The organism is Marinobacter panjinensis, from assembly GCF_005298175.1.
Taxonomy (GTDB): Bacteria; Pseudomonadota; Gammaproteobacteria; order Pseudomonadales; family Oleiphilaceae; genus Marinobacter; species Marinobacter panjinensis.
Map to the genome: position 1 here is coordinate 96,728 of NZ_SZYH01000003.1, position 25,878 is coordinate 122,605.

The window sequence follows — 25,878 nt, forward strand, 5'->3', positions numbered from 1 at the left end:
GCGAAGCCGGAATTATATACGCAAAATGGCCGGCATTAACAGGTTGATCAGGGTTTCAAAAAAACCGCTAATAGCCGGTACTGTTGCTGTCCAGATCGAATACGAAATCCGTCGCCCTGCTCACTTCGGTGGAAAACTCGCCCGAAGGCAGCAACTCAAACCAGCGGTAACCCGGCGCTTTGTCTTCCACTGAAAACTCCACCGAACCGGCCGTGAACTGTATGCAGGTGGACGGTGTGGCCAGCAGATGAACTCCTTTGCGGGTTTGCTCCAGCTCCTGGTGAATATGCCCCCAGAGTACGATTTTTACTTGCGAAAAGCGGTCAATAACTTGCCAGAAGGCATCGCGATTGCGCAGTCCGATCGGCGACATCCATTCGGTATCAATGTCTATGGGATGATGATGAAGGGCAACCAACGCCGGGGTGCCGGGGTTCTGGCTGAGAGCCTCTTCGAGGAAGGCCAGTTCCGATTCCGCCAGCTCGCCAAACACCTTTCCGGGAACCGAGGTATCCAGCAAGATAAACTGCCAACCGCCCTGAATAATATGGCGCCGGTCCGCCTGACTTTCGGAGGCAATCCGGGCCAGCAATGGAGAGTCATCATGGTTACCTGCCATCCAGGCAGAGGGGCAACGAAACACCTTCAGCTTGTCACCAAAAAGCCGGTAGGCTTCTTCGGTAGCGTCCTGGGCGATGTCTCCGGTGGCAAGAATAAGATCCGGCTGGCCATGATCGTGAAGCACCTGCTCGATGACAGCATCCAGACTGTCTCTGGTATTGACGCCCAGCAGTTCGCCGCCCGGATCGGACATCAGGTGCGGGTCGGTCAGTTGTAGCACCCGAAGGGCACGCTGGTTGTCATTCTCTGTCATGGCGCTCGTGTTTCTTGCGTTTTCGCAACACTCACTGGTGATGCAGGCATATTGGCAGACTATTCAGTTTCTACGACTGCATCCGGAATATTCATCACATTCTGTTCAGGCTTTTGGACACAATTGCCTGTTTTGACAACTCTCGCACACTCTACGGCGCACTCTATGCCAATAACTGCGAGGCAGACATACAACCTTAGTCCACGCCTTCCCCGGCGGACCAGGCGGCGTGTTCCATGGGCAGGTGACCAAATCGCAGGCAGTAGTCCAGCCAGTCGGCCAAGAAGCTGTTGACCTGCACCTTCTCGTCCGGGTGGTGCATAAACCGGTTGGGGTAGTCATTCACCGGAGCGATGTGCCGGTCGCGGTAACAGCTGATCACCTCTGCCATGTTGGCATCGTGATAAACCCGCACGGTCAGCTGGGGATTGTTCAGCCAGCGCCCGGAGTTGTGCACCTGCTCCAGCAGCAGGGTTTCGGTAAACTTTGTAGTTTGCAGCACTTCGATGCGCACCCGGCCCAGGTACTGGTCCTCACGGTGAAGCTCGAATTCGCAAACCGGCTGGCCTTTGGCCTCCAGCTTCCGCAATCGGTGAAGCCGCATGTAGTTACCATCACACAGCGCGCCGAAACGTCGTAAATCCGGTACATAGCGCCGGGGTTTCATCACCCATTCTGTCATATCAGCTCCAACCTTCCCGCAATCGCGGGCGATTCAACTGCAACCACTGCAGCGCGATAATCGCTGCGGCGTTATTGATACGTCCATCATAAATCATTGCGATGGCTTCGTCGGCGCTGAATACGTGGGCACGGATATCTTCGTGTTCATGCTCCATGCCAAACAGGCCACCGGCGGATTCGGTGCTGATACGACCACAGTACAGATGAATCAGTTCCGTGCTTCCGCCGGGCGAGACCAGGTAGTCGCAGATTTTCTCCAGCGGTTTGAACGTCAGTCCGGCCTCTTCCTGGCCTTCCCGCTGGGCCACTTCTTCTGGCGACTCGCCGTCTTCGTTCATACCGGCGACGAGCTCAAGCAACCAGGGAGACTGATCACGGCCAAGGGCGCCAAGGCGGAATTGTTCCAGAAGAACGACTTCGTCCCGGTCAGGGTCGTAGGGTAATACGCAGGTGGCATCGCCGCGGATGAAGAGTTCGCGGGTGAAGGTGGGCATTTCCCTGCCGTCAAAGCGCGGGTGGGTCAGCCAGAGCTTGTCCATACGGAAGAAGCCCTGGAAGACGGTTTCGCGTTTTTCGACTTTTACGTCGCTGTCTTTGAACTGGAACGGCTCAGTCATATCAGATTTCAGATCCGTTTTTGAGAACGATTCTGAACGATAGCCGGTGTTTCAGTTTGGGTGCAAGCCTTGTGTTTCTACTTCTCGGCAATCGGGCCTTGGTGCAGGACAGTCACTGGGACCTTCCTCCCAAAACACGCTCAAGCCCGTCCATGGGGCGCTTGGGCTCCGCCATCCTGGCTCCGCACAGTTTTGGGAGGAAGGTCCCAATGACTGCCCCGAAAATAAATGCGGGCCGCAACGTGGTAGGCCGGATTAGCAAAGCGTAATCCGACACTGTGTGAGCGATCGATGCCATTTGTCGGATTACGGCTTCGCCTAATCCGACCTACGCCCGAACCGAGCGATTGTGCCAAAGCCTGATTGAGCCGGGGTGGTGGCCCCGTTCAGAAACGTGCGGAGCCAGGGATGGCGGAGCCCGAGACGCACAGGGACGTCTCGAGTCGTTTTCTGAACGGGGCCGCCACCCTGGCTCACACTCCAGCCGTCTCAGGCTAGTAACCCAGCTCAGACCTTGTCATAAAGCTTGGACCCAGCCTCCACAAACTCCCGGGATTTCTCTTTCATGCCGACATCGACTGCAGAAACCTCATCAAGACCGTGTTCCTTTGCATACTCCCGTACTTCCTGGGAAATCTGCATGGAACAGAACTTGGGGCCGCACATGGAGCAGAAGTGTGCCACTTTGGCCGAGTCTTTCGGCAGGGTTTCGTCGTGATAGGCACGGGCGGTGTCCGGGTCCAGGCCGAGGTTGAACTGGTCTTCCCAGCGGAACTCGAAGCGCGCCTTGGACAGCGCATTGTCGCGGATCTGGGCGCCCGGGTGCCCCTTGGCCAGGTCCGCAGCGTGTGCCGCAATTTTGTAGGTGATGATGCCGGTTTTGACATCGTCCTTGTTGGGCAGGCCCAAGTGCTCCTTTGGGGTGACATAGCAGAGCATGGCACAGCCAAACCAGCCAATCATCGCCGCGCCGATTCCCGAAGTGATGTGGTCATAGCCTGGGGCAATGTCGGTGGTCAGTGGCCCTAGAGTGTAGAACGGTGCTTCGTCACAGCATTCCAGCTGCTTGTCCATATTTTCCTTGATCAGCTGCATCGGCACGTGGCCCGGGCCTTCGATCATCACCTGTACATCATGCTTCCAGGCAATCTTGGTGAGCTCACCCAGGGTTTCCAGCTCGCCGAACTGGGCTTCGTCGTTGGCATCGGCAATGGACCCCGGGCGCAGACCGTCGCCGAGGCTGAAGGACACGTCGTAGGCTTTCATGATTTCGCAGATGTCTTCGAAGTGCTCGTACAGGAAGCTTTCCTGGTGGTGGGCCAGACACCACTTGGCCATGATGGAGCCACCGCGTGACACGATGCCGGTGGTGCGTTTGGCCGTCATGGGCACATGGTGCAGGCGCACGCCGGCATGGATGGTGAAGTAATCCACGCCCTGCTCTGCCTGCTCAATCAGTGTATCGCGGAAGATTTCCCAGGTCAGGTCCTCTGCCACACCGCCGACTTTTTCCAACGCCTGGTAGATGGGGACGGTACCAATAGGAACCGGTGAGTTACGGATGATCCATTCGCGGGTTTCGTGGATGTTCTTGCCGGTGGACAGGTCCATGATGGTATCGGAGCCCCAGCGGGTACCCCAGGTCAGCTTTTCCACTTCTTCTTCGATCGAAGAGCTGACCGCCGAGTTACCGATATTACCGTTGATCTTCACCAGGAAGTTGCGGCCGATGATCATCGGTTCGGTTTCCGGGTGATTAATGTTGGCCGGAATGATGGCGCGGCCACGGGCGACTTCGTCCCTGACAAATTCCGGTGTGATCTCCTGAGGAAGGGAGGCGCCAAAGGACTGTCCCGGATGCTGATCGTTAAGAAGTCCTTGCTCCCGCGCTTCCTGCAGTTTCATGTTCTCGCGGATGGCAATGAATTCCATCTCCGGAGTAATGATGCCCTGGCGGGCGTAGTGCATCTGGCTGACGTTCTTGCCGGGTTTGGCCCGCAGCGGTTTACGCTCGTCCATAAATCGGAGTGGGTCCAGCAACGGATCTTTCATGCGGCGGCGGGTAAATTCGGAGGTGTAGTCCGCCAGCTGCTCCACGTCTCCACGCTCCTCGATCCAGGCCAGGCGAATAGGCTTGAGGCCCTTCCGGAGGTCAATGGTCGCTTCCGGATCACTGTAGGGGCCGGAGGTGTCATAGACAGCAACAGGTGCGTTTTTTTCGCCCCCCATGTCCGTTGGTGTGTCTCCCACCGTAATTTCCCGCATGGGCACCCGCAGATCGGGTCGGCTACCCTGTACGTAAATTTTTCGGGACTGGGGCAGCGGCTTGATGGCTGCGGAATCGACTTTGGCTGAATCGCTGAGATAGGAAGGTAATGTTGTCATTTGCGTCCCCGGGTTCATTAGGTAAACGGGTCGCGTATGACGGAGCAGTGACTACAGAAATGTGCCTGTGTCTTTGCTGCATATTGTCTTAAATCCCTACGCCGGTATTATCCGGATCAGGTTGCGGGTTCTGCATGGCAATCTCAGCCGGCGGTCAGATGATCTGACGCCAGCACCCCGTCAAGACGCGAATTCAATGTAATTGGCACTTAAAACGTGTGCCGATTGCAAGTGTAGAGCTCAGGCGGATTATTGTCCATAATGCCACCACGCCGGGTGACTCATTTACAGGAGACAACATGAACAAACGACTGCTTTCCGGGCTGATCGGGCTGCTCGCTGCCCAGCCTGCACTTTCCATGGATCTGGTTGAGACGTACGAGAAAGCAATCTCCTATGATTCCGGCATTGCTTCCGCCCGCGCCAGCTTCGAGGCACAGCAGGCCGCCAGCGACGTCACCCGCAGCAACCTGCTGCCCCAGGTTGGCGCCTTTGGTGATGTCAGTCATACCGATGTTGATGGCCCCAACCAGGATGGCGCGTATGAAACCTACGCCTTCGGTGTGGAGCTGACCCAACCGCTGTTCCGGGCCGAAGCCTGGTTCAACTACGACGCCAGCAAATTCCAGACAGAATCTGCCCGGGCCGAATACAACCTCGCCCAGCAACAGCTGATTCTTGATGTCGCGACGGCCTACTTCAATGTTTTGCGTGCCGCCGACACCCTCACCACAGCCAGGGCAACCGAAGCGGCTATCCAGCGACAGTATGAGCAGGCCCAGGAGCGCTTCGATGTGGGGCTGATCGCCATCACTGAGGTCTACGAGGCCCGTGCCAGCTACGACGACAGCAAGAGCCAGCGGATTGCCGCGGAAAGCGAGCTGGACATCGCCCGCGAGCAACTGGCGCGACTGACCGGTGAATACACGGAAGAGCTCGACAACCTGCGCAGAAACTTCCCACTCGGCCGTCCGGAACCCATGGATCCGTCAGCCTGGGAGAATACAGCCCTGGACCAGAACTGGCAGATTCAGTCTGCGATTTACGATCTGAATACCAGTGAAGCCAATCTGAAAAGCGCCAAATCCGGGCATCTGCCGACACTGGACTTGAACGCCTCCTACGGCAAAACCGATATCGAGGGCCTGGAGGATCCGTCTTTTGCACAAAGCCAGCGCGACGGCACGACAACGGAAGGCCGGATTGGGCTCAGATTGAATGTTCCGCTCTACTTGGGTGGTGGCACCCAGGCTGGCGTTCGCCAACGACGGTCACTGGTGGAGGTAGCGGAGCAATCACTGGAAACCGTTCGCCGCGACGTGAGGGTGAATACCCGCAGCCTGTTCCGCACGGTAAACACCAACATCGAATCCGCCTCTGCCCTGGAGCAAACCATTATCTCCCGCCGCAGCGCCCTGGACGCAACGCGCGCCGGGTATGAGGTTGGCACCCGCAATATCGTGGAAGTGCTGGATGCGGAACGTAACTACTACGTGGCCCTGCGTGACTTCGCCAACGCCCGCTACGACTATGTGATCAACACTCTGAGACTGAAGCAGGCGGCTGGCACCCTGAGCCCTCAGGACCTGATAATTCTGAACAATTGGCTTAGCGCCTCAGCTCTCGGCATTGAAGCCCTGGCGGAAGAGGAAGTAACCATTGAGGACCCCATGCAATAAGTGACAGGCAAGATAGGCGGGCTCCCGGGCCTGCCCTAAACCCGCTCAACAATCCCGTCGACCACCTTCTCAAGCGCACCCCGGTTGGCGTTTACCACGGCCAACGCATTGCGCCCGGCCATCTCAGCCCTACCCTTGTCCGCAATCAGCTGCGTCACGCACGCGGCCAATGCTTCGGAGGACGGGGTTATGTAAAGCCCCTCTCCCGCATCAAGCCGGCTATAGATGGTTTCAAAGTTGAAGATATGAGGGCCGGAGAGCACCGGCATTCCCCAGGCCGCCGGTTCCAGCGGGTTGTGTCCACCCCGCTCGATCAATGAACCGCCAACGAACGCAATGTCGCATGCCCCGTAAAGCATCAGCAGTTCACCCATGGTGTCTCCGAGGTACACCTGACAACGGCTTTCGCTGTCCTCAGCGAGGACTGAACGACGCTGCACAACCAGCCCCATTGAGCGGGCCATTTCTGCCACATCATCAAACCGCTCCGGATGCCGGGGCACAATCACCAGTAACGCGCCGGGGTGCTTGAGCATTATTTGCTGGTGGGCTTCCAGAATCTGGCGGTCTTCGCCTTCGTGGGTACTGGCCGCGATCCAGACGGGGCGGCCTGCTCCGAGCTGCTGGCGCAACCCGGATGATGCAGAGCGGATCTCGTCCGATATCTCCACGTCGAACTTGATGCTACCGGTAACGGAGACAGATTCCGGCCGCGCACCAATGCGCAGGAAGCGCCCGGCATCCTCGTCCGCCTGGGCGGCTATCCAGCTGATGTTGCGAAGCAGTGGCCTCACCAGCGACGCTACCCGCTCATAACCCCGGGCGGACCGGGCTGAAAGCCGTGCATTGATCAGAAAAACGGGAACATCGCGCTGTTCGCTCAAAGCAATCATGTTGGGCCAGAGTTCCGTTTCCATGATCACCAACGCGCGGGGGCGGACCCGATCCACAAAGCGACGCACCGCACCCGGTGTATCATAGGGTGAAAAGGCATAGCGTACCTGATCACCAAACAGCGCCTTTGCCCGGGCAGAGCCAGTAGGCGTCATAGCGGTCATTAACACCGGAATGTCCGGATTGCGACGCAACAGAGCCTTCACAAGAGGTGCAGCTGCAATCGTTTCACCAACGGACACCGCGTGAACCCAGATTACCGGCTCATCAGATGCCTCCACGTAACCCAGGCGCTCCTGCCAGCGCACAAACGCATCCGGGTTGGTACGCCCGATCCACCACAGGCGCAGCAGCACAAATGGCAGCGCGATGCGAAAGAACAGGGAGTAAAAAAAGTGAAGCATACTAACTCCGGGCCGGGTCGGTGCGGCGGTCATTCTACATAAAGCCGTTGCCGGAGTCTCCGGCACAGAAGTCATCCTTTTCCGCAAGTTGCAGAGATTGCTGCTTTAGCAGATGAGAGCCGTGCTGCTAAACTCCGGTTCTTGATACCGGAACCCCATCAGGCTGTGAATCGAGTGAAGAAAAGCAAACAGACAACCCGCGATACCCGTTACTCCAGTTACCTCCATCCTCGCTGGTGGCCCACCTGGATGGGCATCGGCTTGATGTGGCTGGGAGCCCGGCTGCCCCTGAAGATCCAATGGTGGCTGGGCAGGCGAATTGGGGATCTGGCCTATCGCTTTGCAGCCCGTCGGCGCCATATTACTGAAGTGAACATTCATCTGTGCTTTCCCGAGCTGTCCGAGCGGGAACAACAGGCCCTGGTTAAAAAATCCTTCCAGGCCAATGGTATCGGGGTGATGGAAATCGGGCTGGCCTGGTTTCGCAACCCCACCTCGTTTATGCCCATCACCAGAGTGCACGGGCTCGAGCACGTTGATAGTGCCCTGGCCCAAGGCAAAGGCATTCTGCTATTGGGCGGCCACTACAGCACCCTGGATCTGGGGGGCAGCCTGGTAACAGAATTCATTGAAGCCGACGTTATGCAGCGTGACCACAACAATCCGCTGATGAACGCAGTGATGACCCGTGCCAGAGAGCGCCGCTATGGCACGGTACTGGACAGCAGGAACCTGAGAGGCCTGCTTAAACAACTTAAAAACAACCGCATTGTCTGGTACGCGACGGATCAGGATTACGGGCGCAAGGGCATCGTATTTGCGCCATTCTTCGGCGTGCCGGCGGGTTCCATCACCGCCACCTCGCGGATTGCGGATCGCAGCGGGTGTGCGGTGGTACCGTTCAGCCATTTCCGCCGCGAGCACGAGCCAGGGTACGACGTTTACTTCCACCCTCCGCTGGATAATTTCCCCTCCGGAGACGACATGGCGGATGCAACCCTGGTAAACAAAACCATTGAAAACGAGATCCGCAAACATCCAGATCAATACCTTTGGATGCACCGGCGGTTCAAGACCCGCCCGTCCCGGGAGAACCCGGACCTTTACCGCAAGGAAGCGAACTGAATGGGATTATCAGCACCTGTTGTCTGGCTGCTCACCGACAACAAACCTGGCCACCGAAACCAGTTGAAAGGACTTGGCAACCGTTTACGAGTGCTGTCCGGCGCCAGTGTGGCCGAGATTGACGCTACGGAGGTTCCGGTTCCCCTGTGGCGTGCTCTGCTGGGCATGGCTCCCGCTATGGATGAAACCCTGCGCGCGCCGGACCTGATTATCGCAGCCGGCAGCCGCACCCACCGCCTGCTGCTGTCCCTGCGGCGGCGCCGAAAGGCAAAAACCGTGGTCCTGATGAAACCGGGGTTTCCCATTGGCTGGGTCGATGCGGCCATTATTCCCGAGCATGACGACATTGACCCTGCCAGAAACATCCTGATCACCGAAGGCGTGATCAACGCCATCACGCCGCTGGCGCGCATTACTGACAAACCCGAAGGCCTGATCCTCATCGGTGGCCCATCCCCCCATTTCGACTGGGACGACGATGTGGTTCTGGGGCAAGTGTCACAGCTTATGGGGCGCTACCCCGAATGGCGCTGGACCATCAGTGGCTCCCGTCGTACACCGGAACCCCTGCTGCAAAATCTGCAGGAACTGGCAGGCCCCAAGGTCACGGTTGTGGATCATGAGCGAACCCACGCAGGCTGGGTCCCCCATCAACTGTCTGCCTCACGGGCGGTCTGGGTAACACCGGACAGCACGTCCATGGTCTGCGAAGCTGCTACCTCCGGCGTTCCAACCGGCCTGTTTGAAATGGCGCCCAGACACAACAGCCGAGTCGCCCGAGGTATGGCCAGCCTGGTGGAAAAAGGATACGTTGCGCGCTGGAGCGACCATGCCTCGGTGATGGCAGGCAAACTGCCAGGATCACCCAGCCTGTGGGAGGCTGACCGGGCCGCACGGTGGCTGATCAACCATTTTCTGAAGGAAGGCGAGCGTTGAGGATTCTCCAGGCGTTACCCGCACTATACAGCGGCGGTGTTGAGCGGGGCACCGTGGAATTCGCCGCCGACCTGGTCAAGCGCGGGCACGAATCCTTTGTGGTATCAAAGGGCGGGCCCATGGCCGAGCAACTTCGCGGGCAGGGCTCGGAACACATTTTCATGCCCATCCACCGGAAGACCCCAGCGTCTTTCGGGCAGATTCTGCCAATGCGGAAACTGCTGCTGGAGCTGAAACCGGACATCGTGCATGTCCGCTCCCGCATGCCCGCCTGGATCATTTTTCTGGCCCTGAAAAGCATGCCGGCAAATCAGCGGCCGGCCGTTGTCTCCACCTTTCACGGTATGTATTCCGTCACTCCCTACAGCGCCATCATGACCAGGGCCGATCATATAATCGCCGTGTCCGGGTGTGTCAGGGATTATGTCCTCACCAACTACCGGGTGCCGGAAGAAAAACTGACGGTCATCCAGCGTGGCGTGGATGTGGATGCCTTCCGTCAGCGGGAGCTCAGCTCACAATGGCTGGACCGCTGGTTCCGCCAGTACCCGCAACTGGCCAACCAGAAAATCATTATGATGCCCGGGCGCATTTCACGCTGGAAAGGCCAGCTGGATTTCCTGGCCATGATGGCTCAGCTGGTTCAAGAACGGCCGGATTGTCACGGCATCATCGTCGGCGGCGCCGAACCCGGCAAGGAGCAATTCCTGGAAGAGCTGGAAAAGGAACGCGCCCGCCTGAACCTTACCGACAAGGTGAGCTTCCTCGGCCAGCGCAATGACATGACCACCCTGTATCTGCTGGCGAATGTGGTATGCCACATGTCCACCAAACCAGAGCCTTTCGGGCGCACTGTTACCGAAGCGCTGGCCTCCGGCACACCTGTCGCCGCTTTCGACCGCGGTGGTGCCGCCGAGACTCTGCGCGCCTGTTTCCCCGAGGGATTGGTAAAACCAGATGACATTAAGGCATTTGCACAAACAACTCTGTCCCTGATCGACAATGCCAGACCTGAGATTGAAATCCCCTGGCGGTTCCGGCTGGAGGCACAGACCGAATCAACGCTTGAGGTCTACGAAACCCTGCTGGCCAGGAAACAGGCGCAACAGTGAATGCCCCGGGTCCGCTAACCATTGCGTTGGTGATTGCCACACCCGGCACCGGGTGGGGCGGGATGGAAAAACACACAGCAGACCTAGCGGGAGCCCTTGCAGCACGGGGCCATGCCATTCACGTGTTGGCCCATTCCGCCTATAGCGAACGCTTTGCCAAGCCTGTCCTTTTCCACCCGCTGCCCTTCCAGCTCGGCCGACGCAATCTTTGGCTACGACACCGCCTGCGACGAACACTTCGCTCCATCCAGCCGGACATTGTCCACGCTCAGGGCAATAAGGCCGCCAGCCTCGTCAGTATTATTCGTCATGATGGGCCGGTGACTGTCGGTACGCTGCACGGTACCAAAAGCTCTCACAAAGCCTTCAAAAAGCTGGATGGCGTTATCGGCGTCAGCCGTGAAATAACGTGTTCCGTCGCACATCCCCATGCCCGGCTGATTTTCAACGGCCTGCGGCCAGTGGAGAACACCGATCCTGATGACCTTTATGGGCCGGAGATGCCCGTTCCCGGTGAGCGCCCGCTGCTGCTGGCGGCAGGTCGGCTGGAACCGGTCAAACAATTCGACAGGCTGATCCGGGCGTGGGCTCAGGCCAACTGTGACGGCAAGCTGGTGATTCTGGGCGATGGCAGCCAACGGGCGCGGCTCAACACAATAATCCGGGAACTCGGCGCCGAAGACAACGTCCTGCTTCCGGGCCATAAAACCCGGATTCAGCCCTGGTTGAAGGCGGCCACGGCCTGCATCATCAGCTCCAGCCGGGAAGGTTTTCCCTATATCATGGTGGAGGCGCTGATGGCCCAATGTCCGGTTCTGTCCACACCGGTCAGTGGCGTGGGAGACTTCCTGCCTCAAAGCTGCATCTCGGCCTCGGATAGCCTTGAGGATATCACCACACTGATCAGCACCAACCTTGCTGAGCCTGGTGTGCTGACGGAGATCCAAAGCAAAAGCTTCGAACAGGCCCGTGAGCAACTCAGCCTTGAGACAATGGTGTCGAAGACTGAGGCTTTTTATCGGGACCTGCTTGCCAGCCTGCCGGCAAGGCGCTGAGCACCGCGTCCGCCACAAGCCGATGCCCTTCAGCGGTAAGGTGTGTGCCGTCGTCCATCAGCGTATTCGCCCTATGCTGCCATAACGGATCATAGGCATCCGCCAGTACTGCGTTGGGCTTTTGCTCGGCCAATTGTTGTAAGCCTTGATTGTAACGTTCGATGCGCGGGTTTCTTGGCTCATCAAGATTTGGCGGGGTGGCCACCAGCACAAAAAGCGTGTCAGGGGCAGAACGTACCACCTTTCCAATATTGCCCAGATATTCGTCCAGCGACACCTGCTCCACCGCCCCCCAGCGTTCCTGAAGCTGAAAGTGGCGCGCCCATTTCTTGAGCTTCTTCACCAGTTTCCTGGCCAGCTTCCTGCGAGGATTGTCAGGGTAATACAGAACATAGGGTGCACCGCGAAAGGTGAGCCAGGAATCTACCAGCCCATACTGCACAAACGCCAGCTGGTAGCCACGAGGCGAAAAGGCTTCCGCGTAGTGCAACAGCTCCCGGGTTGTGCTCATGGTGTGGCCGCAGTTGGTGAGAGCCAGGCCCAGATGTTCTGCTACCATCTCTGGCCAGACCTGTTCGTGGTAACCTTTTACCCCTTCGGTATTGCAATCACCGTAGGCAATACAACCGTTCATAATGTGTGGCGCCCCATCAATGATTGACCTGTCAGACCTCGATCCCTTCGCCTCTGGCTACAACCGGCACTGCTATCAGCACCCGGATGAGCCCACATTGTGTCTCAAAGTCCTCCGCCCTGAAAACATTGAGGCCCGTTATCAGCGCCAGGCCTGGCCCAAAAAGGTCCTCGGCAAGGCCCGCATCGATGACAACCGCCAGGAACTCAGGGCACACCAGCAGCAGGCCATCAGGAAGCTGCTCGCTGAGGGTCAGAGCTCGTTGGTCTGGGCACACCTGCCCCGATTCCACGGCAGCGCTGACACCTCCCTGGGTACTGCGAACGTCAGCGAATTTATTAGCGGAAGCGAAGGCCTGCCGGCAGAAACACTCGAACACTATTTGCAACGCCGGGGATTCGACCAGTCCATGCAGGAAGCCGTGGATCGGTTCGGCCACTGGCTTAGCGAAACCGGCATCCTCACCCGCAACCTTTTGCCCCATAACCTGGTGATTGCGGTCAGGAACGGGCAGCCGGAGCTGTTCCTGGTGGACGGGCTTGGCGCACCCGCCATACCCGACACGCTGGCGGTCCTGCCGGCCTGGCGTCGGCGCTATATTGAGCGCCGGGTCAGGCGGTTTTACCTGCGGATCAACTGGGAAATCGGCGACCGCAATGACAGCTGGGAAGCCTCCCAGAAGCTATGATCGCACTGCCAGGCATTCACCAACCTTGCCGCACACGCCGGATGGTGATAGCTTCCGCTCATCCTTTTTCCTGTTGATTGTCCTACGGATTATGGCCCTTTCCAAAGCAACGTTTCTGATCACTGCTCTCCGGCTTGCCGGCAAACTGCCTCTGAGAGGCGCACAGCTTATTGGCCGCTTTCTGGGCATGATCAGTTGGATGTTCAAAACCCAGTCGCGCAAAACCACTGACATCAACCTGAAAATCTGCTTCCCGGAACTGACGGAAGAGCAGCATCATCGCATGATCCGCTCCAGCCTGCGTCATACCGGCCAGACCATAATGGAGATCCCGCTGATGTGGGAATGGCCGGTAGAGCGCTGTCTGGAACTGATCCGGGAGATCGAGGGTGAGGAACTGCTCGCCGAGGCAAAGAAAGACGGCCGTGGCCTGCTGCTGTTGGCGCCGCACCTTGGCAACTGGGAACTCACTGGCCTGTATTTTTCATCCCGTTACCGCATGGCTGCCCTATACAGCCCGCCGCACATCAGGGAGTTTGAAGATTACATGATCCGCGTTCGCGGCCGCATGGGCTCGGAGCTGGTTCGGGGCGACCGCCGCGGGCTGGCAAGGCTGATCACTCTGCTGCGGGAAGGCGAGGTTGCCGGCATACTCCCGGACCAGAGTCCACGGGGCAAAGGCAACGCCTACGCGCCTTTCTTCGGCATGGACGTGCGCACCATGACCCTGGTATCGAAGCTCCTGCAAAAATCCGGCGCCAAGCCACTGATGACTTATTCTGAGCGACTGAAAGATGGACAGGGTTTCCGCCTGGTGATTCGCGAATGCGAACCGGGTATCGACGACCCCGATCCGATCATCGCCACCGCCGCCCTGAACAAATCCATCGAAAAGGTAGTGCGGGAGGTGCCGGAACAATACCAGTGGGAATACAAACGTTTCCGCCATCGTCCCACGGGCATGCCCCACCCTTACAAACCCGGCCGGGTGTGTAAGTAAATCCCGCGGTTACAGCCGGTGCCCGCCGCGGCCTAAAACTGTATAATCCGCGTACCGAATCAGTCTGACGACTGTCTGTTTTCCCTTAGAAAGGCCGAGCCGGAGTCATGTCCCCAGAACGCATTGGTGTTGTCATCACCACCTACAATTCCCCCTTATGGCTGAGCAAGGTGCTGACGGGCTATGAAAACCAGACCCGGAAAGACTTCCGGGTTATCATCGCAGACGATGGCTCCACCGACGAAACCCGGGCCCTGATTGACCGGTTCCGCGAGCATGGCATCCTGCAGATCGACCATGTCTGGCACGAAGACGACGGCTTTCGCAAATGCCAGATCCTCAACAAGGCGATCAGCGAAACCGACTGCGACTACCTGATCTTTACCGATGGTGACTGCATCCCGGAACCGACCTTTATCGAAACCCATCAACGGCTGGCCGAACCGGGGCACTTCCTGTCAGGGGGCTACATCAAGCTCACCATGCCCGTGTCTGAGGCCATTTCAGACGAGGATATCCGCAGCGGCGTTATTTTCGATCCGCAGTGGTTGGTCAGCAAGGGCCAGCCGAAGAACCACAAGCTCTGGAAACTGTCCCGTTCGTCGCTGAAAAAGAAACTGTTGAACGCCATCACCCCGGCTGCCTCCAGCTGGAATGGCATGAACAGTTCCACCTGGACCAAAGACCTTATTGCAGTCAACGGCTTTAATGAGGACATGCAGTACGGTGGCCTGGACAGGGAGCTGGGTGAGCGCCTGTGGAACTACGGCCACAAGTCAAAACAGATCCGCTACAGCACCGTGTGTCTGCACCTCGACCATGCCCGCGGTTACTCCAAGCCAGAAATCTGGGCGAAGAACCGGGCTATCCGCAAGGCGGTAAAGGACGACCGAACGTTCTGGGCAGTGAACGGCATTGAGAAGAATCCAGCCCCATGAGAACCCTCGTCGTCATTCATAGCCTCAAGATGGGTGGCATGGAGCGTGTTGCCGTTAATCTGGCCGATGCCTTTGCCGATGAGGGCCATGAAAGCCACCTGCTGGCCTGCCGTAATCATCCCAACGACCTCAGCCCCGCCAACCCGGCTGTGCACTTGCATCATTTCGACCAGTTTCAGGCGCTGATGAAGTCGGTTATAGGCATTCCCGTATTCTTGTTCTCCCGCCTGTTGCTGGGCGTTTTGTTGCCCAAATCCCACTTCATGTGGGTGGGCTGGCTCAGTGGCTGGCTACTTGAACGTCATATCCAGAAACTGGAACGGCAGTACGGCCATTTTGATCGCATCGTGTTTCGCGGGCTCGGCACGTTCAAGTATTTCTGGTCATTCCGGGATGACCGCAATGTGTACGTTCTTGAAAACGTTATCCATTACGACCGTCCGCTGTGGCAAAAAAAGCTGGAATGGAAACTGGTGTTTCACAACCGGCATCTGGCCTGCGTCTCATCCGGTGTTCTGGAGTCTGCGAAAGAAGCATTCACCAAAGGTGAGATTGAACCGAAGAGTCTGAGGGTGATTACCAACCCATGCCCGGTGGAACAGATCAGTGCCCTGGCTAAGAAGTATGACCCTGAAATACCTGATGAACCTTACATCCTCAATGTCGCCCGCCTGGTTCCTCAGAAAGGGCACGAACTACTTCTGGAGGCTTACCGGAAATCCGGAGTCGGCCATAAGCTCGTGATCGTTGGCGAAGGCCCGCTGAGGAACAAGCTGGAAGAAAAAGCAAAAACCCTAGGCATTGCCGACCGTGTGTTCTTTGCTGGCAAGCGCAAGAACCCCTACCCATGGATGAAACAGGCAGACCTGTTTGTTCTGGCTTCAGAGTATGAAGGGCTCGGCATTGTGCTGACGGAAGCGCTGGCATGTGATACTCCGATTCTGTCCGTGGACAGCCGCGGCGGTGTGCGGGATGTGTTCCGGGGAGAGCTGGAAGGCTTCCTGACACCTCGCACGGTAGATGGGTTGGCTGAAGCTCTGGCCTCTGTGGTCAAGCGCTTACCGGTGACTGTGAAACCGGAGTGGCTGGAACCTTTCAGAAACGAGGTCGTGGTTGATGCCTTTCTGAAAACCGCAAACAAGGAGAGCCGCGAGTGAACACCCCCTCCCCCAAAACCAATATTCTCGTAGTCGGCATTTACTGGTCGGGGTCCGGGGCGGTCGTGGATTACCTCAAAGGCCATCCCCAGTGCTTCACGCCCAGTGGCGAATTTACCGATATAAAGCGTGAAGGACGGGTTATCAGCGCCGTAACCGCCACGTCTGCTGCCAGGGCCCGGCATTTTATTCGGCTGATGTGGCTGGAAACCGTGATTGGTAAACTCCCACCCGCTTTCGCTCAGCGGCTGGCAGGCAAAAAGCAGGAAGACCTGCCACTGAAGAAGCAGTGGCGCCACATCCAGCTCAAACTGAAGGCACTCCAGCGCTGCCGCAACCATATCCGCAACGGTGGTGATCATGCAGACACGACCCCCTGGTGCCAGTGGATCAGGGAAATGGGCGATGTCTATGCTCCGGACAGGCACGCTGTAGTGTGGAATCAGCCCCTATGGGTCGGCAGCCATGAGCAGATTGCTCTCGATATCTTCAAACCCTGCAAACTGATTGTTGTGCATCGGGACCCGGAAGACCAATTTGCGGAAGTAGAACGTCAGGGCAAACTGGGCAAAGCGAAGTCCGACCCGGCATTCTCAGGAGACAGATCCGACCCTGTCGCATTTGTACTGGATGGCATTACCCGCAAGCTGGAGAGCCTCGTTTTACTGAAAAACTCCCTGCCGGCAAGCGACATACTGACACTGCCGTTCGAAACCTTCGTCACTGATCATCAGTCGGCCGAAGATCGTGTGTGTGAATTTGCCGGCCTTCAGAAAACCCCGGACTCCGGACCGTATTTTCATCCAGAGCAATCTTGCAAGAACGTCGGTATCGGACAAACCGGTCACATACAATCTATGCTATCGCCCTATCGGGAAAAAATTCAGCGAATGGCTGAACTCAGAAAACAACTGGATTAAAGGTCAGCCCCGACACATGCATTCAAAAAGGTCAGATATGAAAACAGTATACGTAGGCATGAGCGCAGATCTCGTTCACCCGGGCCATCTTAATGTGCTCATGAAAGCCCAGGAACTGGGAGAAGTCACAGTAGGTCTGCTTACCGACGAGGCGATTGCCAGCTACAAGCGCGTACCGTTTATGGAATTCGAGCAACGCCAGCAGGTGATCGAGAACATCAAGGGTGTTTCAAAGGTCATTCCTCAAACCACACTGGACTACGTGCCCAACCTGGAAGCCATGAAGCCTGACTATGTGGTACACGGCGATGACTGGAAAAACGGCGTGCAGAGGCAAACCCGCCAGCGCGTCATCGATACCCTCGCCCAGTGGGGTGGCGAACTGGTGGAGGTGCCCTATACCAAAGGCATTTCATCCACCCAGCTGAACAAGGCTCTGAAGGAAATCGGCACCACTCCGGAGCTGCGGCTCAAATCACTGCGCAGGATGCTCAAAGTCAAACCACTGCTGCGTTTCCTCGATATTCACAATGCCCTGAGTGGACTGATCATCGAGAACACCACCATTGATACCCCCGACGGCAAGCGGGAGTTCGATGGTATGTGGGGCAGCAGCCTGACCGACTCCACCGCCAAGGGCAAACCGGATATCGAAGCCGTCGATGTCTCCGCCCGCATGACGACACTGAATGAAGTACTGGAAGTCACCACCAAGCCCATTATCTACGATGCCGACACCGGGGGGCAGACCGAGCACTTCAAGTTCACTGTGAAGACCCTGGAAAGGCATGGCGTTTCTGCCGCCATCATTGAAGACAAAACCGGCCTCAAGAAGAACTCGCTGTTTGGTAACGATGTGGCGCAGACCCAGGACACCATTGAAGGCTTCTGCCACAAGATTCGGGAGGGCAAGAAGGCCCAGACCACCGATGATTTCATGATCATTGCCAGAATCGAGAGTCTCATCCTGGAGAAAGGGGTCGACGACGCCTTCACCCGCGCCAAAGCCTACCTGGAGGCCGGCGCTGATGGCATCATGATCCATAGCCGCCAGAAGGACCCGGCGGAAATCTTCGAATTCTGCCGGCTTTATAACACCCTGGATGATCGCAAACCCTTGGTGGCCGTGCCCTCCAGCTATAACACCGTAACCGAGGAAGAGCTCCAGGAGCACGGCGTAAACGTGGTTATCTACGCCAATCAGCTCTTGCGAAGTGCCTATCCCGCTATGATGAAAACTGCCAAGTCTATTCTGGAGCACCACCGTTCTGCCGAATGCGATGCGGATATGCTGCCCATCAAGGACATTCTTGAACTGATTCCGGGCACTCGTTAAGGAGACTCCATGCTGGCACCTGATCATTTTTTCGAAGCCCTGAAGCAGGGAGGCATCGGCCTGTTCGCGGGTGTACCCGACTCGCTGCTTGCCAACCTGTGCGCCTACATCGATGACCATAGCAGCCCCAAAGAACACATCATCACAGCGAATGAGGGCAACGCGGTTGCCCTTGTTTCCGGCTATCACCTGACAACCGGCGGGTATGGCTGTGTCTACCTGCAGAACTCCGGATTGGGTAATACCATTAACCCGTTAACGTCGATTGCAGATCCCGAGGTATACCGGATCCCCATGCTCATGATCGTTGGGTGGCGTGGTGAGCCGGGTGTGAAAGATGAGCCCCAGCATATAAAACAGGGAAGGATCACCCCTGCGCAGCTGGAGTTGCTTGAAATCCCCTACTGGATTGTTGATGCCGACTCGGATCAGGACGCCCTGCTCAAAGACGCCCTGGACACCATGCGCAGCACAAACGCGCCGGTTGCCCTGCTGGTCAGGAAAAACACCTTTTCAAGCTACAAAACCCGTCGCCAGCCCGTCATGCCCTCAACGCTCAAGAGAGAGGATGCTCTCAGGGAACTGCTCGCGCTGGCCGGTGACAGCCTGGTTGTTTCGACAACCGGAAAAACCTCCCGGGAGGTTTTCGAGCTGCGGGTAGAAACGAGTCAGCCACAACGGGATTTTCTGACCGTTGGCGGCATGGGTCACACCGCATCCATTGCTCTCGGCGCAGCCCTGGGCAACCCGGAGCGCCAGGTGGTTTGCATAGACGGGGACGGATCCGTACTCATGCACATGGGCGCCCTGCCGATTATTGGAGATGTTGCACCCGCCAACCTCGTTCACGTATTGCTGAACAATGCCGCCCATGAATCCGTCGGCGGGCAACCCACCGTAGGTGACTCAACGGATTTTGGTGCCATTGCCCGGGCCAGCGGGTACCGGGACTACCGGGTGGCGGATAGCCTCGAAGCGATCCGTGCCGAGTGGGACGGTATACGGAATGTGGTCGGCCCCGTTATGCTGGAAATTCGCATCACGACCGGCTCAAGAGACGATCTCGGACGGCCAACCAGCACTCCGGTGCAGAACAAGGAAGCCTTCATGCAGGCTGCCAGAGACTGAGGAAACGCCACCATGACCCATTGGAGCCATTACAACCCGGTGACTATTCATGCCGGTCCCGGAGCCTTCGACAAACTCGGAGATCTGGCCAGTGCGGGACAATGGTTACTGGTGACCACGGCGGGCTTTACCCGCCGCGGGGTTACTGATCGGGTCCGGGCCCTGGTGGGTACCGACCGGCTCAGTGTATTCGATGAAGTCACTCCCAATCCGGACCTGGATCACCTCGATTCAGTGGCGGCTTCGCTCAAAGCAACGCCACTCGACGGGATCATCGCCCTTGGGGGTGGCAGCGCAATCGATGCAGCCAAAGTACTCGCCGTTATACTGAAAAGCGACATCGATGCACCGCTCGACCATATCCTGCGCGGAAACAAGGCCCAGGCATGGACAGACAAGCTGCCTCTGATCGCAGTTCCCACAACCGCTGGCACTGGCGCAGAAGTGACCCCTTTTGCCACCGTCTGGGACCATACGGCTAATAAAAAGTACTCAGTTACTGGCGACCGGACTTTTCCCGATTACGCCATCCTGGATCCACAGCTAACGCTCTCGCTGCCGGAAGATGAAACGCTTTACACAGCGCTGGATACCATATCGCATGCTCTGGAATCCCTGTGGAACAAAAACAGGACAGTGATCAGCGAAACCTATGCCTTGCGAGCTCTGGCGCTGGCAAACGACGCCCTTCCCGCTCTTCTCGCTACCCCGGACAACCTTGACCAGCGCGAACGGATGCAGCAGGCCAGCATGCTGGCAGGGCTAGCCATCTGCACCACACGAACAGCTATCGCCCATGCTATTTCGTACCCCATGACGTTGCATTATGGGATACCTCATGGGCTCGCATGCAGTTTCACTTTGCCCGGAATACTGCAACGCTATATCCCGACACTTCAAGAGGGGCCAGAGCGGCAGGCAATGGAGATGACGCTGAGGACACTGGAGTCGGCCGATCTCATGCAGAGGGTCTCAAAGTATCTCGGTGGAGATGACCCCTCCCAATACCTCGGCGAAATGTTCCAGCCGGACAGGGCGGGAAATTTCAGCAGACCCATTGATCAGGATATTCTTCGGGACTTGTTGAGTAATACGCCATACTAGCTAGCACTTCAGGAAATACTATCAGCGCTAGTTACCGAGTATTTTCGCCCGGAAGGTCTGTTGGCCAGAGCCACTGCACGAAACGCCTGCAGTGCCTGGAGGGCAACCTCCCCTGCTCCGGTAATTACTATCTCGAACGCGTTTCGGAACCGTTTCGGAATCTCCGGATGAGCAGAATTGATGTAACAAAGGTACCAGTTTTGACCAGTAAGCCAACCAAGCAGCTTTCCAGCATTGATGATCCAGGCAGCGCCTTTTTACCACTAACGCTTTTCCGAAGCTGGGCGTTTCTCTCTTTCGCTTTGATGTTTTCTATTCTCCTGTGGCACCCCTCCCGTTCTGCAGCCATGAATATCATGGACGCAGTATTTTTTCTGCCCGCACTGCTGCTTTCCCCAATCTGGATATTCCGAAACGGACATCAATTGAAGCCAATTCTCTGGCCCGCCCTGCCTCTACTTCTGTATGTGGCTTATGCATTGATATCTATTACCTGGTCAGAAACACCAAATGCTTCCCGGGCCGTGAGAATGGCAGCACAACTGCTCGCACTTTTTCTGTTTTTCGCCTATTTGTGGCAATCAGAACAACACCGATTGGTTGAGTCCTTGATCTGGGTGGGAGTATCGGTCACCGCATTGGTTTGCCTCTGGCATTTGGCCGGATTTTATGGCTTTTCCGGCGCTTCCCTTGGGCAGAGGATGTACTCCGGGAGCAACGAGGCTTTGTTGGCAATGGGCATTAAGCCAATGAATACTCTTCATGCGACACTGGTTGTAGCACCGCAGCTAGCTATGACCGGTGCCCTGATGCATAAAGTACCTACAGCCGGATGGCGAATACTGGGTGCGGCCATTATGATAGTTTTTCTGGCGTACCTGATTGTTCTGGAACAGCGGACCGGCCTGGTTGCTCTGGCTGTTATGGTGATCGCGTCTGTTATCCTGGTAGGCGGCCGTTTATGGATGATTTTGGCGGGGTTACTGCTTACCGGCGGTATCGCTATATTGCTTCTGGCTCCTGAGATCTATACCAGCCGTGGCCTCTCCTGGCGGCCAGAAATCTGGTGGTCATCGCTGCACCGAACACTGGAAACGGCTCCCTGGCTTGGCCATGGGCTTTCATACACCATGTCACCCGTGATGGTCCCCGATCCTGATGGTGACGGTTTTGTCAGTTTTGTGCATCCGCATAATATGGCGTTATCAGTGTTCCATTATTTAGGAGCCATTGGGCTAATACTATGGGTGCTGCTATGGGCCCCTGTTCTGGGTCTGCGATTGGCTGCTAAGGATCGGCCTCGCACGTTCTGGATGACATTGCCACTCATAACTGGGCAGGTGGCATTGGTTTTTGATGGCGGCTATGCTTTTGCGGCATTTGATTACGAATGGTTCTGTTTTTGGTTTCCGACGGTTCTGTTGCTGAGCAGTGTCGCATCGGAAGAAAAAACGGAACGCAGTTAGGATCGCCTAATCTCCCCAACATTAAAATGTTCGCAGCCTCCTCACGACTGCTGACACGCCGAATAAATGGTAGACTCTATCCGCCGCAGGTTTGAATCTACCATCAAAGGATTGAGCGCAATCCCTATGCCAACCCAATTCACCGTCATAATCACCACCAAGAACCGACCAGGGTATTTAAGAGAAGCTATCGATTCGGTCCTTCAACAAAAGAGCTCTCACCAGGCGAAAATAGTCATTGTTGATGATGGTAGTGACGTACCAGTTAGACAGCAGGTTGAAGACTACTATCAAGATTGCCGTAAGATTCTGCGGAATGACGAAAGTGTTGGTGTGTCAGCCGCTCGTAACCAAGGTATCCAGGCGACAGAGACAGATTGGCTTATTTTTCTCGATGATGATGATTGGTTGGCGGAAGACTTTCTCGTAAAAATGGCCGATGCAACAGAAGCCATTCCACCACCTGACTTTATTTGGCCCTCCAGAACCATGGTTTATGAAGACCAGGGGGTGCAAGTACCCAAGCGAGCATCCGTTCCCTTCGTCCCGACAACGAAAAGTCCCGATGAGGTTCTAGCCGGACTTTTTGACGCAACGTCATCCGGCATGGCCTTCAAGCGTTCATGCCTTCTTCAGGTAGGAGGATTTGATGAAGGCCTTACCGTGTCAGAGGACAGGGATCTGATCTTCAAGCTACTGGCAAAGGACTATTGCGCCAAACCGGAGGAGGCTGCCGTGCTGTTTTTTCGAATCCACGGAGGACCGAGACTCAGCCGGGACGAAAAAAGAGAGCGTCAGGCAGAAGCGGATCTGACTGTCCTTTCCAGACACAAACAGTTCCTCGGCGGTCACCCCATACTGGCTGACAGATTTATGGGGCGTGTCGCGAAGCGCCTGTGGGAAAACAGATTCTACAAAGAGGCTATAGCTGTTACTAACCTTCAGTGCCACATTTCTCCCTTCTCGCTTCGGGCCAGAAAGCGCCAGATAGGATGGCACTTATTGGCTTTCTTCAGGCTCGGTAAAAGCCTTGGTTCCTGATACGACTGCGAACGGCCTACTTACAGCCCGTGAAGTTTTGAGCGCAGGCCTCGGAACAGATAGTGTTCTAGGGACTCAGTTCCTCTGCCAGCGCCATCAACGCAATGTCCATTGTTTCCGGAGTCACTAACTCAGACCTGATCCCATCGGAATACGATGCCTGCTCGGTTACCACCGCACAAGCCTCGATCGCAGATGAGTCTTTCAGCTCGACTGAGGCTGAACCAATTCTCTCTTCCAGCGTGATATCCCTGGATTGAATATCGTAGATGTCAACAACTCCTGGATAACCCCGGTAGGCCGCATCTCCCAGAACAATAGCGACGCACCCACGGCACAACGCCTCAAAACCAACCGTGCCTGTAAGAGTAGCCACTGCTTGCGCTTGGTCGATCAGATCAAAAGACGAGTGGGACTCATCCAGCATGTAGGTCTTCGGCATACTGGCGACCAAGGTATAAAAATCCGGGTGACGAAAAGGACGTTTACTTTTTAGCAAAAACATCGATGGATGTTCTTTGACCAGAAGTGCCCAGTCATCCGGTAGCTGGCTCCTGAGCGCGGAGATCGCGTTGATTTGCGATGCATACCGGCCGCCTTCAGGAATGGACGTTCGCTCTGGCTGGAAATGAAGGAACAGGCAGACGAATTTGCCATCCGGTATGGTGTCGATGGAGTATTTTCTCAGGGCGCGCCGTAGTTTCGAAGCTCGATAGCGGTCCAACATTTTGCTCAGTTCGCGATCAAAATTTGAGGCGGACGTTCGGTTTTTGGGCATACCCCGGGCCACCAGCCGGGCTTTCAACTTCTGCGCACGAGAAGCCAGATCTTTCTCCCCTCCGTTTTTCTGCTGCTTCATATACAGGGGCTCGGCCAGCGAGTAATTGTTTCGCTTGGCCAAAATGTAGTCATGGCCAGCCGATGACAAATCCCTCCCCTGAATCACCGCCTGTTTCTGGTGAGGGAGATTGCGCTCGGGATAGTAACTCAGTATGCGGTAGCCAAGACCCGGCTCAGCACCAATTTGTTTCAGGAACACGCGCCACGGCAGTTCAGTCTGACAGACCACATAAACGGGCACTCCCAGTGAACTTGCGTGTAGAAACGTCAGCCACGCTTCCAGATCGTGGGGGGTAGAACTAAAGACTATATAGTCCGGCTTTGCAGCACACAGCACATCTGCCGCGCGCAACAAACTATCCTGCAAATAAGGCAAATAGTTAAAGCAACTGCGAAAGGGGTCGATTTTTGCAGTGCCGTTGAAATAGCGCAGTCGTTCCAGAATAAAAAACGTGTGGGCATTGCCAAGCGCCAGATCGAGAGAGGCCTCAATATCTTTGTAGTCGGAATCTCCAACTCGCTCAGAAAAAGGGGACTTGATGTACTCCGTCGAATAGAACTCACAGGAAACACCCGCTGAAAAACTGAGATCAGACTCCTCCCGGGAGATAATTACGGGATAGCTCTCAACAAGTCTCTTGGAGATCAGCGGCGCATTTTCATGATTCGTTACGAAGAATAAACCTCGGTTCGACATAATGGTTCCTAACTTTCGAACTGGGGAGCACAGGATGGCGAGCTGAAAATCACCAGAGAGATGCCGATTCAGTCAGTGAGCTTTTCGAACGCAACTGGTGTATTTTTCTCTATATCTACAGCGGCTATCGGCCAATTCCCTGTTTCAGAAATGATGACAGACTTCTGTAGCGAGGCAGTACCAAACGGCACGCGCATCTCTGAATATTTCTGCGAGACCCTGTGGCTCCAGAAAAAAGCTATCATCCGTGTGCCACCTTCGCAATCTACCGCTGTTATATCTCAGTTCACGGGAAGATGATTTTTATTTATCACGCCTCGTTCCTTGGCACGAGTAAAAATAGCGTACTAGGCCTTTTCAGAGAAGTATATTTTCGAGATCTTTCGCGATGCTCCGGTTCAGCCTATAGACAAAGTCCAGCAACAGCCCGGCCTTCTGATGTTTACAGGCCAGTCAATCAAACTTTCTTTCTGGGGCAATATTGCGGCTGGCTCGCTTTGACTCAAGCATCTGCTTCCAGCCCTTAACACTGACCCAGAATGCGCGACTGTCCCACTCCGAGCCCTTTTCCACGAAGGCAACTTCCAGGTAGGCAGTTAACAGTACTTCAACCATTTCTTCGTCCGGCAATCGGGCCGCAACGTTGGCGAGATTGGAAATGGCAACCTTTAACGGAAGCATGCCCGGATGAACGCGAATGTCGTCCTCATCAACCATGGAGAGCCTGTCTTCCGTCCCCATGAGGAAATTGGTCAGGTTCCCGTCTAGCTGTTCGATACCCCGCTTATGAGCATCCCCCATGGTCTGCCCCAACAGACGAATAATACCAATCTGCCTGGCGCGGGATGTTTCATTACCAAGGACAGTCCGGAGGGGTCTATAGCCCTCCAGAAATGCCGTCCCGTAGCCAAAACACTTTTCAGACGCTACCCAACCCGCAAACACAATAGGCGGCACCGGCCCGCCTGCCCGCCGGATTTTCTTGCCACGGCGCAGCGCCCGTATCCAGTGAATGAGCCCGAAAATCGGCTTGCGGTAACACTTAATCGCAGCCTGCTGCCCATTCACCAGACCCCGGTAAGTAATCCGGGTTCTGCGGGTGTTGGCATGGAGCTCTTCCTGGAGTTCAACGGTAGTCATTAAAATGCATCAAGCCTATTTGGA

23 protein-coding genes and 1 riboswitch are annotated in these 25,878 nt (G+C 56.2%); of the genes, 15 read left to right on the plus strand and 8 right to left on the minus strand.

All coding sequences use genetic code 11. From position 1 onward, the window contains the following. Window positions 1-67: 67 nt before the first annotated feature. The 4 genes from cpdA to thiC form a co-directional block, all read right to left on the minus strand. Window positions 68-874 (minus strand): 3',5'-cyclic-AMP phosphodiesterase, encoded by an 807-nt coding sequence (gene cpdA, locus FDP08_RS19665; RefSeq protein ID WP_137438008.1) that lies wholly within the window; start codon window positions 872-874, stop codon window positions 68-70. A 196-nt stretch (window positions 875-1,070) separates the two neighbouring features. Beyond that, window positions 1,071-1,556 carry a DUF1249 domain-containing protein gene (locus tag FDP08_RS19670; RefSeq protein ID WP_135956464.1) on the minus strand — a complete coding sequence of 162 codons (486 nt, stop codon included), beginning with the start codon at window positions 1,554-1,556 and terminating at the stop codon, window positions 1,071-1,073. Between the two features lies 1 nt (window position 1,557). Next, complete coding sequence (locus FDP08_RS19675; RefSeq protein WP_137438009.1) at window positions 1,558-2,175, minus strand: NUDIX domain-containing protein; 618 nt, start codon at window positions 2,173-2,175, stop codon at window positions 1,558-1,560. Window positions 2,176-2,682: 507 nt separating this feature from the next. Further along, window positions 2,683-4,560, minus strand: a complete 1,878-nt coding sequence (thiC, locus tag FDP08_RS19680) for a phosphomethylpyrimidine synthase ThiC (protein ID WP_137438010.1) — start codon at window positions 4,558-4,560, stop codon at window positions 2,683-2,685. 75 nt (window positions 4,561-4,635) lie between these two features. Further along, window positions 4,636-4,750, minus strand: a riboswitch (TPP riboswitch). 109 nt (window positions 4,751-4,859) lie between these two features. Between thiC and FDP08_RS19685 the strand changes: the two genes are divergently transcribed. Further along, entirely contained in the window at window positions 4,860-6,239 is a 1,380-nt protein-coding gene (locus FDP08_RS19685) for a TolC family outer membrane protein (RefSeq protein ID WP_137438011.1), read from the plus strand. A gap of 35 nt (window positions 6,240-6,274) precedes the next feature. On the opposite strand, the gene waaA is transcribed toward FDP08_RS19685, so the two are convergent. Then, window positions 6,275-7,537, minus strand: a complete 1,263-nt coding sequence (gene waaA / locus FDP08_RS19690; protein WP_137438012.1) for a lipid IV(A) 3-deoxy-D-manno-octulosonic acid transferase — start codon at window positions 7,535-7,537, stop codon at window positions 6,275-6,277. A 174-nt stretch (window positions 7,538-7,711) separates the two neighbouring features. Between waaA and lpxL the strand changes: the two genes are divergently transcribed. Genes lpxL through FDP08_RS19710 form a run of 4 tightly spaced genes read left to right on the plus strand, consistent with a single transcriptional unit; the run spans window position 7,712 to window position 11,765 of the window. Continuing rightward, window positions 7,712-8,662, plus strand: a complete 951-nt coding sequence (gene lpxL, locus FDP08_RS19695; protein WP_137438013.1) for an LpxL/LpxP family Kdo(2)-lipid IV(A) lauroyl/palmitoleoyl acyltransferase — start codon at window positions 7,712-7,714, stop codon at window positions 8,660-8,662. Continuing rightward, entirely contained in the window at window positions 8,663-9,598 is a 936-nt protein-coding gene (locus FDP08_RS19700) for a mitochondrial fission ELM1 family protein (protein ID WP_137438014.1), read from the plus strand. Then, on the plus strand, window positions 9,595-10,710 hold the full coding sequence (locus FDP08_RS19705) for a glycosyltransferase family 4 protein (protein ID WP_137438015.1): 1,116 nt from the start codon (window positions 9,595-9,597) through the stop codon (window positions 10,708-10,710). The genes FDP08_RS19700 and FDP08_RS19705 overlap by 4 nt, the downstream gene beginning before the upstream one ends. Further along, window positions 10,707-11,765 carry a glycosyltransferase gene (locus FDP08_RS19710; RefSeq protein ID WP_137438016.1) on the plus strand — a complete coding sequence of 353 codons (1,059 nt, stop codon included), beginning with the start codon at window positions 10,707-10,709 and terminating at the stop codon, window positions 11,763-11,765. Before FDP08_RS19705 ends, FDP08_RS19710 begins: the two co-directional genes overlap by 4 nt. Here FDP08_RS19710 and FDP08_RS19715 read toward each other — a convergent pair. Then, on the minus strand, window positions 11,689-12,399 hold the full coding sequence (locus tag FDP08_RS19715; RefSeq protein ID WP_137438017.1) for an SGNH/GDSL hydrolase family protein: 711 nt from the start codon (window positions 12,397-12,399) through the stop codon (window positions 11,689-11,691). The genes FDP08_RS19710 and FDP08_RS19715 overlap by 77 nt on opposite strands. A gap of 19 nt (window positions 12,400-12,418) precedes the next feature. Here FDP08_RS19715 and FDP08_RS19720 point away from each other — a divergent pair, with 19 nt between their 5' ends. The 10 genes from FDP08_RS19720 to FDP08_RS19765 all read left to right on the plus strand — a co-directional run bounded on the left by FDP08_RS19720 (window position 12,419) and on the right by FDP08_RS19765 (window position 23,177). Then, window positions 12,419-13,087, plus strand: a complete 669-nt coding sequence (locus FDP08_RS19720; protein WP_137438018.1) for a YrbL family protein — start codon at window positions 12,419-12,421, stop codon at window positions 13,085-13,087. Between the two features lie 91 nt (window positions 13,088-13,178). Continuing rightward, a complete protein-coding gene (locus tag FDP08_RS19725; protein WP_137438090.1) occupies window positions 13,179-14,087 on the plus strand; it encodes a lysophospholipid acyltransferase family protein in 909 nt (302 codons plus the stop codon). Window positions 14,088-14,194: 107 nt separating this feature from the next. Then, window positions 14,195-15,025, plus strand: coding sequence for a glycosyltransferase family 2 protein (locus tag FDP08_RS19730; protein ID WP_137438019.1), 831 nt, complete (start codon window positions 14,195-14,197; stop codon window positions 15,023-15,025). Further along, a complete protein-coding gene (locus tag FDP08_RS19735) occupies window positions 15,022-16,182 on the plus strand; it encodes a glycosyltransferase (RefSeq protein WP_137438020.1) in 1,161 nt (386 codons plus the stop codon). The genes FDP08_RS19730 and FDP08_RS19735 overlap by 4 nt, the downstream gene beginning before the upstream one ends. Beyond that, a complete protein-coding gene (locus FDP08_RS19740) occupies window positions 16,179-17,102 on the plus strand; it encodes a sulfotransferase (RefSeq protein WP_137438021.1) in 924 nt (307 codons plus the stop codon). The genes FDP08_RS19735 and FDP08_RS19740 overlap by 4 nt, the downstream gene beginning before the upstream one ends. A gap of 37 nt (window positions 17,103-17,139) precedes the next feature. Beyond that, the gene (aepX, locus tag FDP08_RS19745) at window positions 17,140-18,438 is read left to right on the plus strand and encodes a phosphoenolpyruvate mutase (protein ID WP_137438022.1); all 1,299 of its coding nucleotides are present in this window, start codon (window positions 17,140-17,142) and stop codon (window positions 18,436-18,438) included. Window positions 18,439-18,447: 9 nt separating this feature from the next. After that, window positions 18,448-19,566: a phosphonopyruvate decarboxylase gene (aepY, locus tag FDP08_RS19750; protein ID WP_137438023.1), complete on the plus strand. Its 1,119-nt coding sequence runs from the start codon at window positions 18,448-18,450 to the stop codon at window positions 19,564-19,566. A 12-nt stretch (window positions 19,567-19,578) separates the two neighbouring features. Then, window positions 19,579-20,670 carry a phosphonoacetaldehyde reductase gene (locus FDP08_RS19755; protein ID WP_137438024.1) on the plus strand — a complete coding sequence of 364 codons (1,092 nt, stop codon included), beginning with the start codon at window positions 19,579-19,581 and terminating at the stop codon, window positions 20,668-20,670. 167 nt (window positions 20,671-20,837) lie between these two features. After that, complete coding sequence (locus FDP08_RS19760) at window positions 20,838-22,136, plus strand: O-antigen ligase family protein (protein ID WP_137438025.1); 1,299 nt, start codon at window positions 20,838-20,840, stop codon at window positions 22,134-22,136. Between the two features lie 66 nt (window positions 22,137-22,202). Beyond that, complete coding sequence (locus tag FDP08_RS19765; RefSeq protein WP_137438026.1) at window positions 22,203-23,177, plus strand: glycosyltransferase family 2 protein; 975 nt, start codon at window positions 22,203-22,205, stop codon at window positions 23,175-23,177. Between the two features lie 67 nt (window positions 23,178-23,244). Here the strand turns inward: FDP08_RS19765 and FDP08_RS19770 are convergent, their stop codons facing one another. Beyond that, the gene (locus tag FDP08_RS19770) at window positions 23,245-24,714 is read right to left on the minus strand and encodes a capsular polysaccharide export protein, LipB/KpsS family (RefSeq protein WP_137438027.1); all 1,470 of its coding nucleotides are present in this window, start codon (window positions 24,712-24,714) and stop codon (window positions 23,245-23,247) included. Window positions 24,715-25,167: 453 nt separating this feature from the next. After that, the gene (locus tag FDP08_RS19775) at window positions 25,168-25,854 is read right to left on the minus strand and encodes a BUD32 family EKC/KEOPS complex subunit (protein ID WP_137438028.1); all 687 of its coding nucleotides are present in this window, start codon (window positions 25,852-25,854) and stop codon (window positions 25,168-25,170) included. Between the last annotated feature and the right edge of the window lie 24 nt (window positions 25,855-25,878).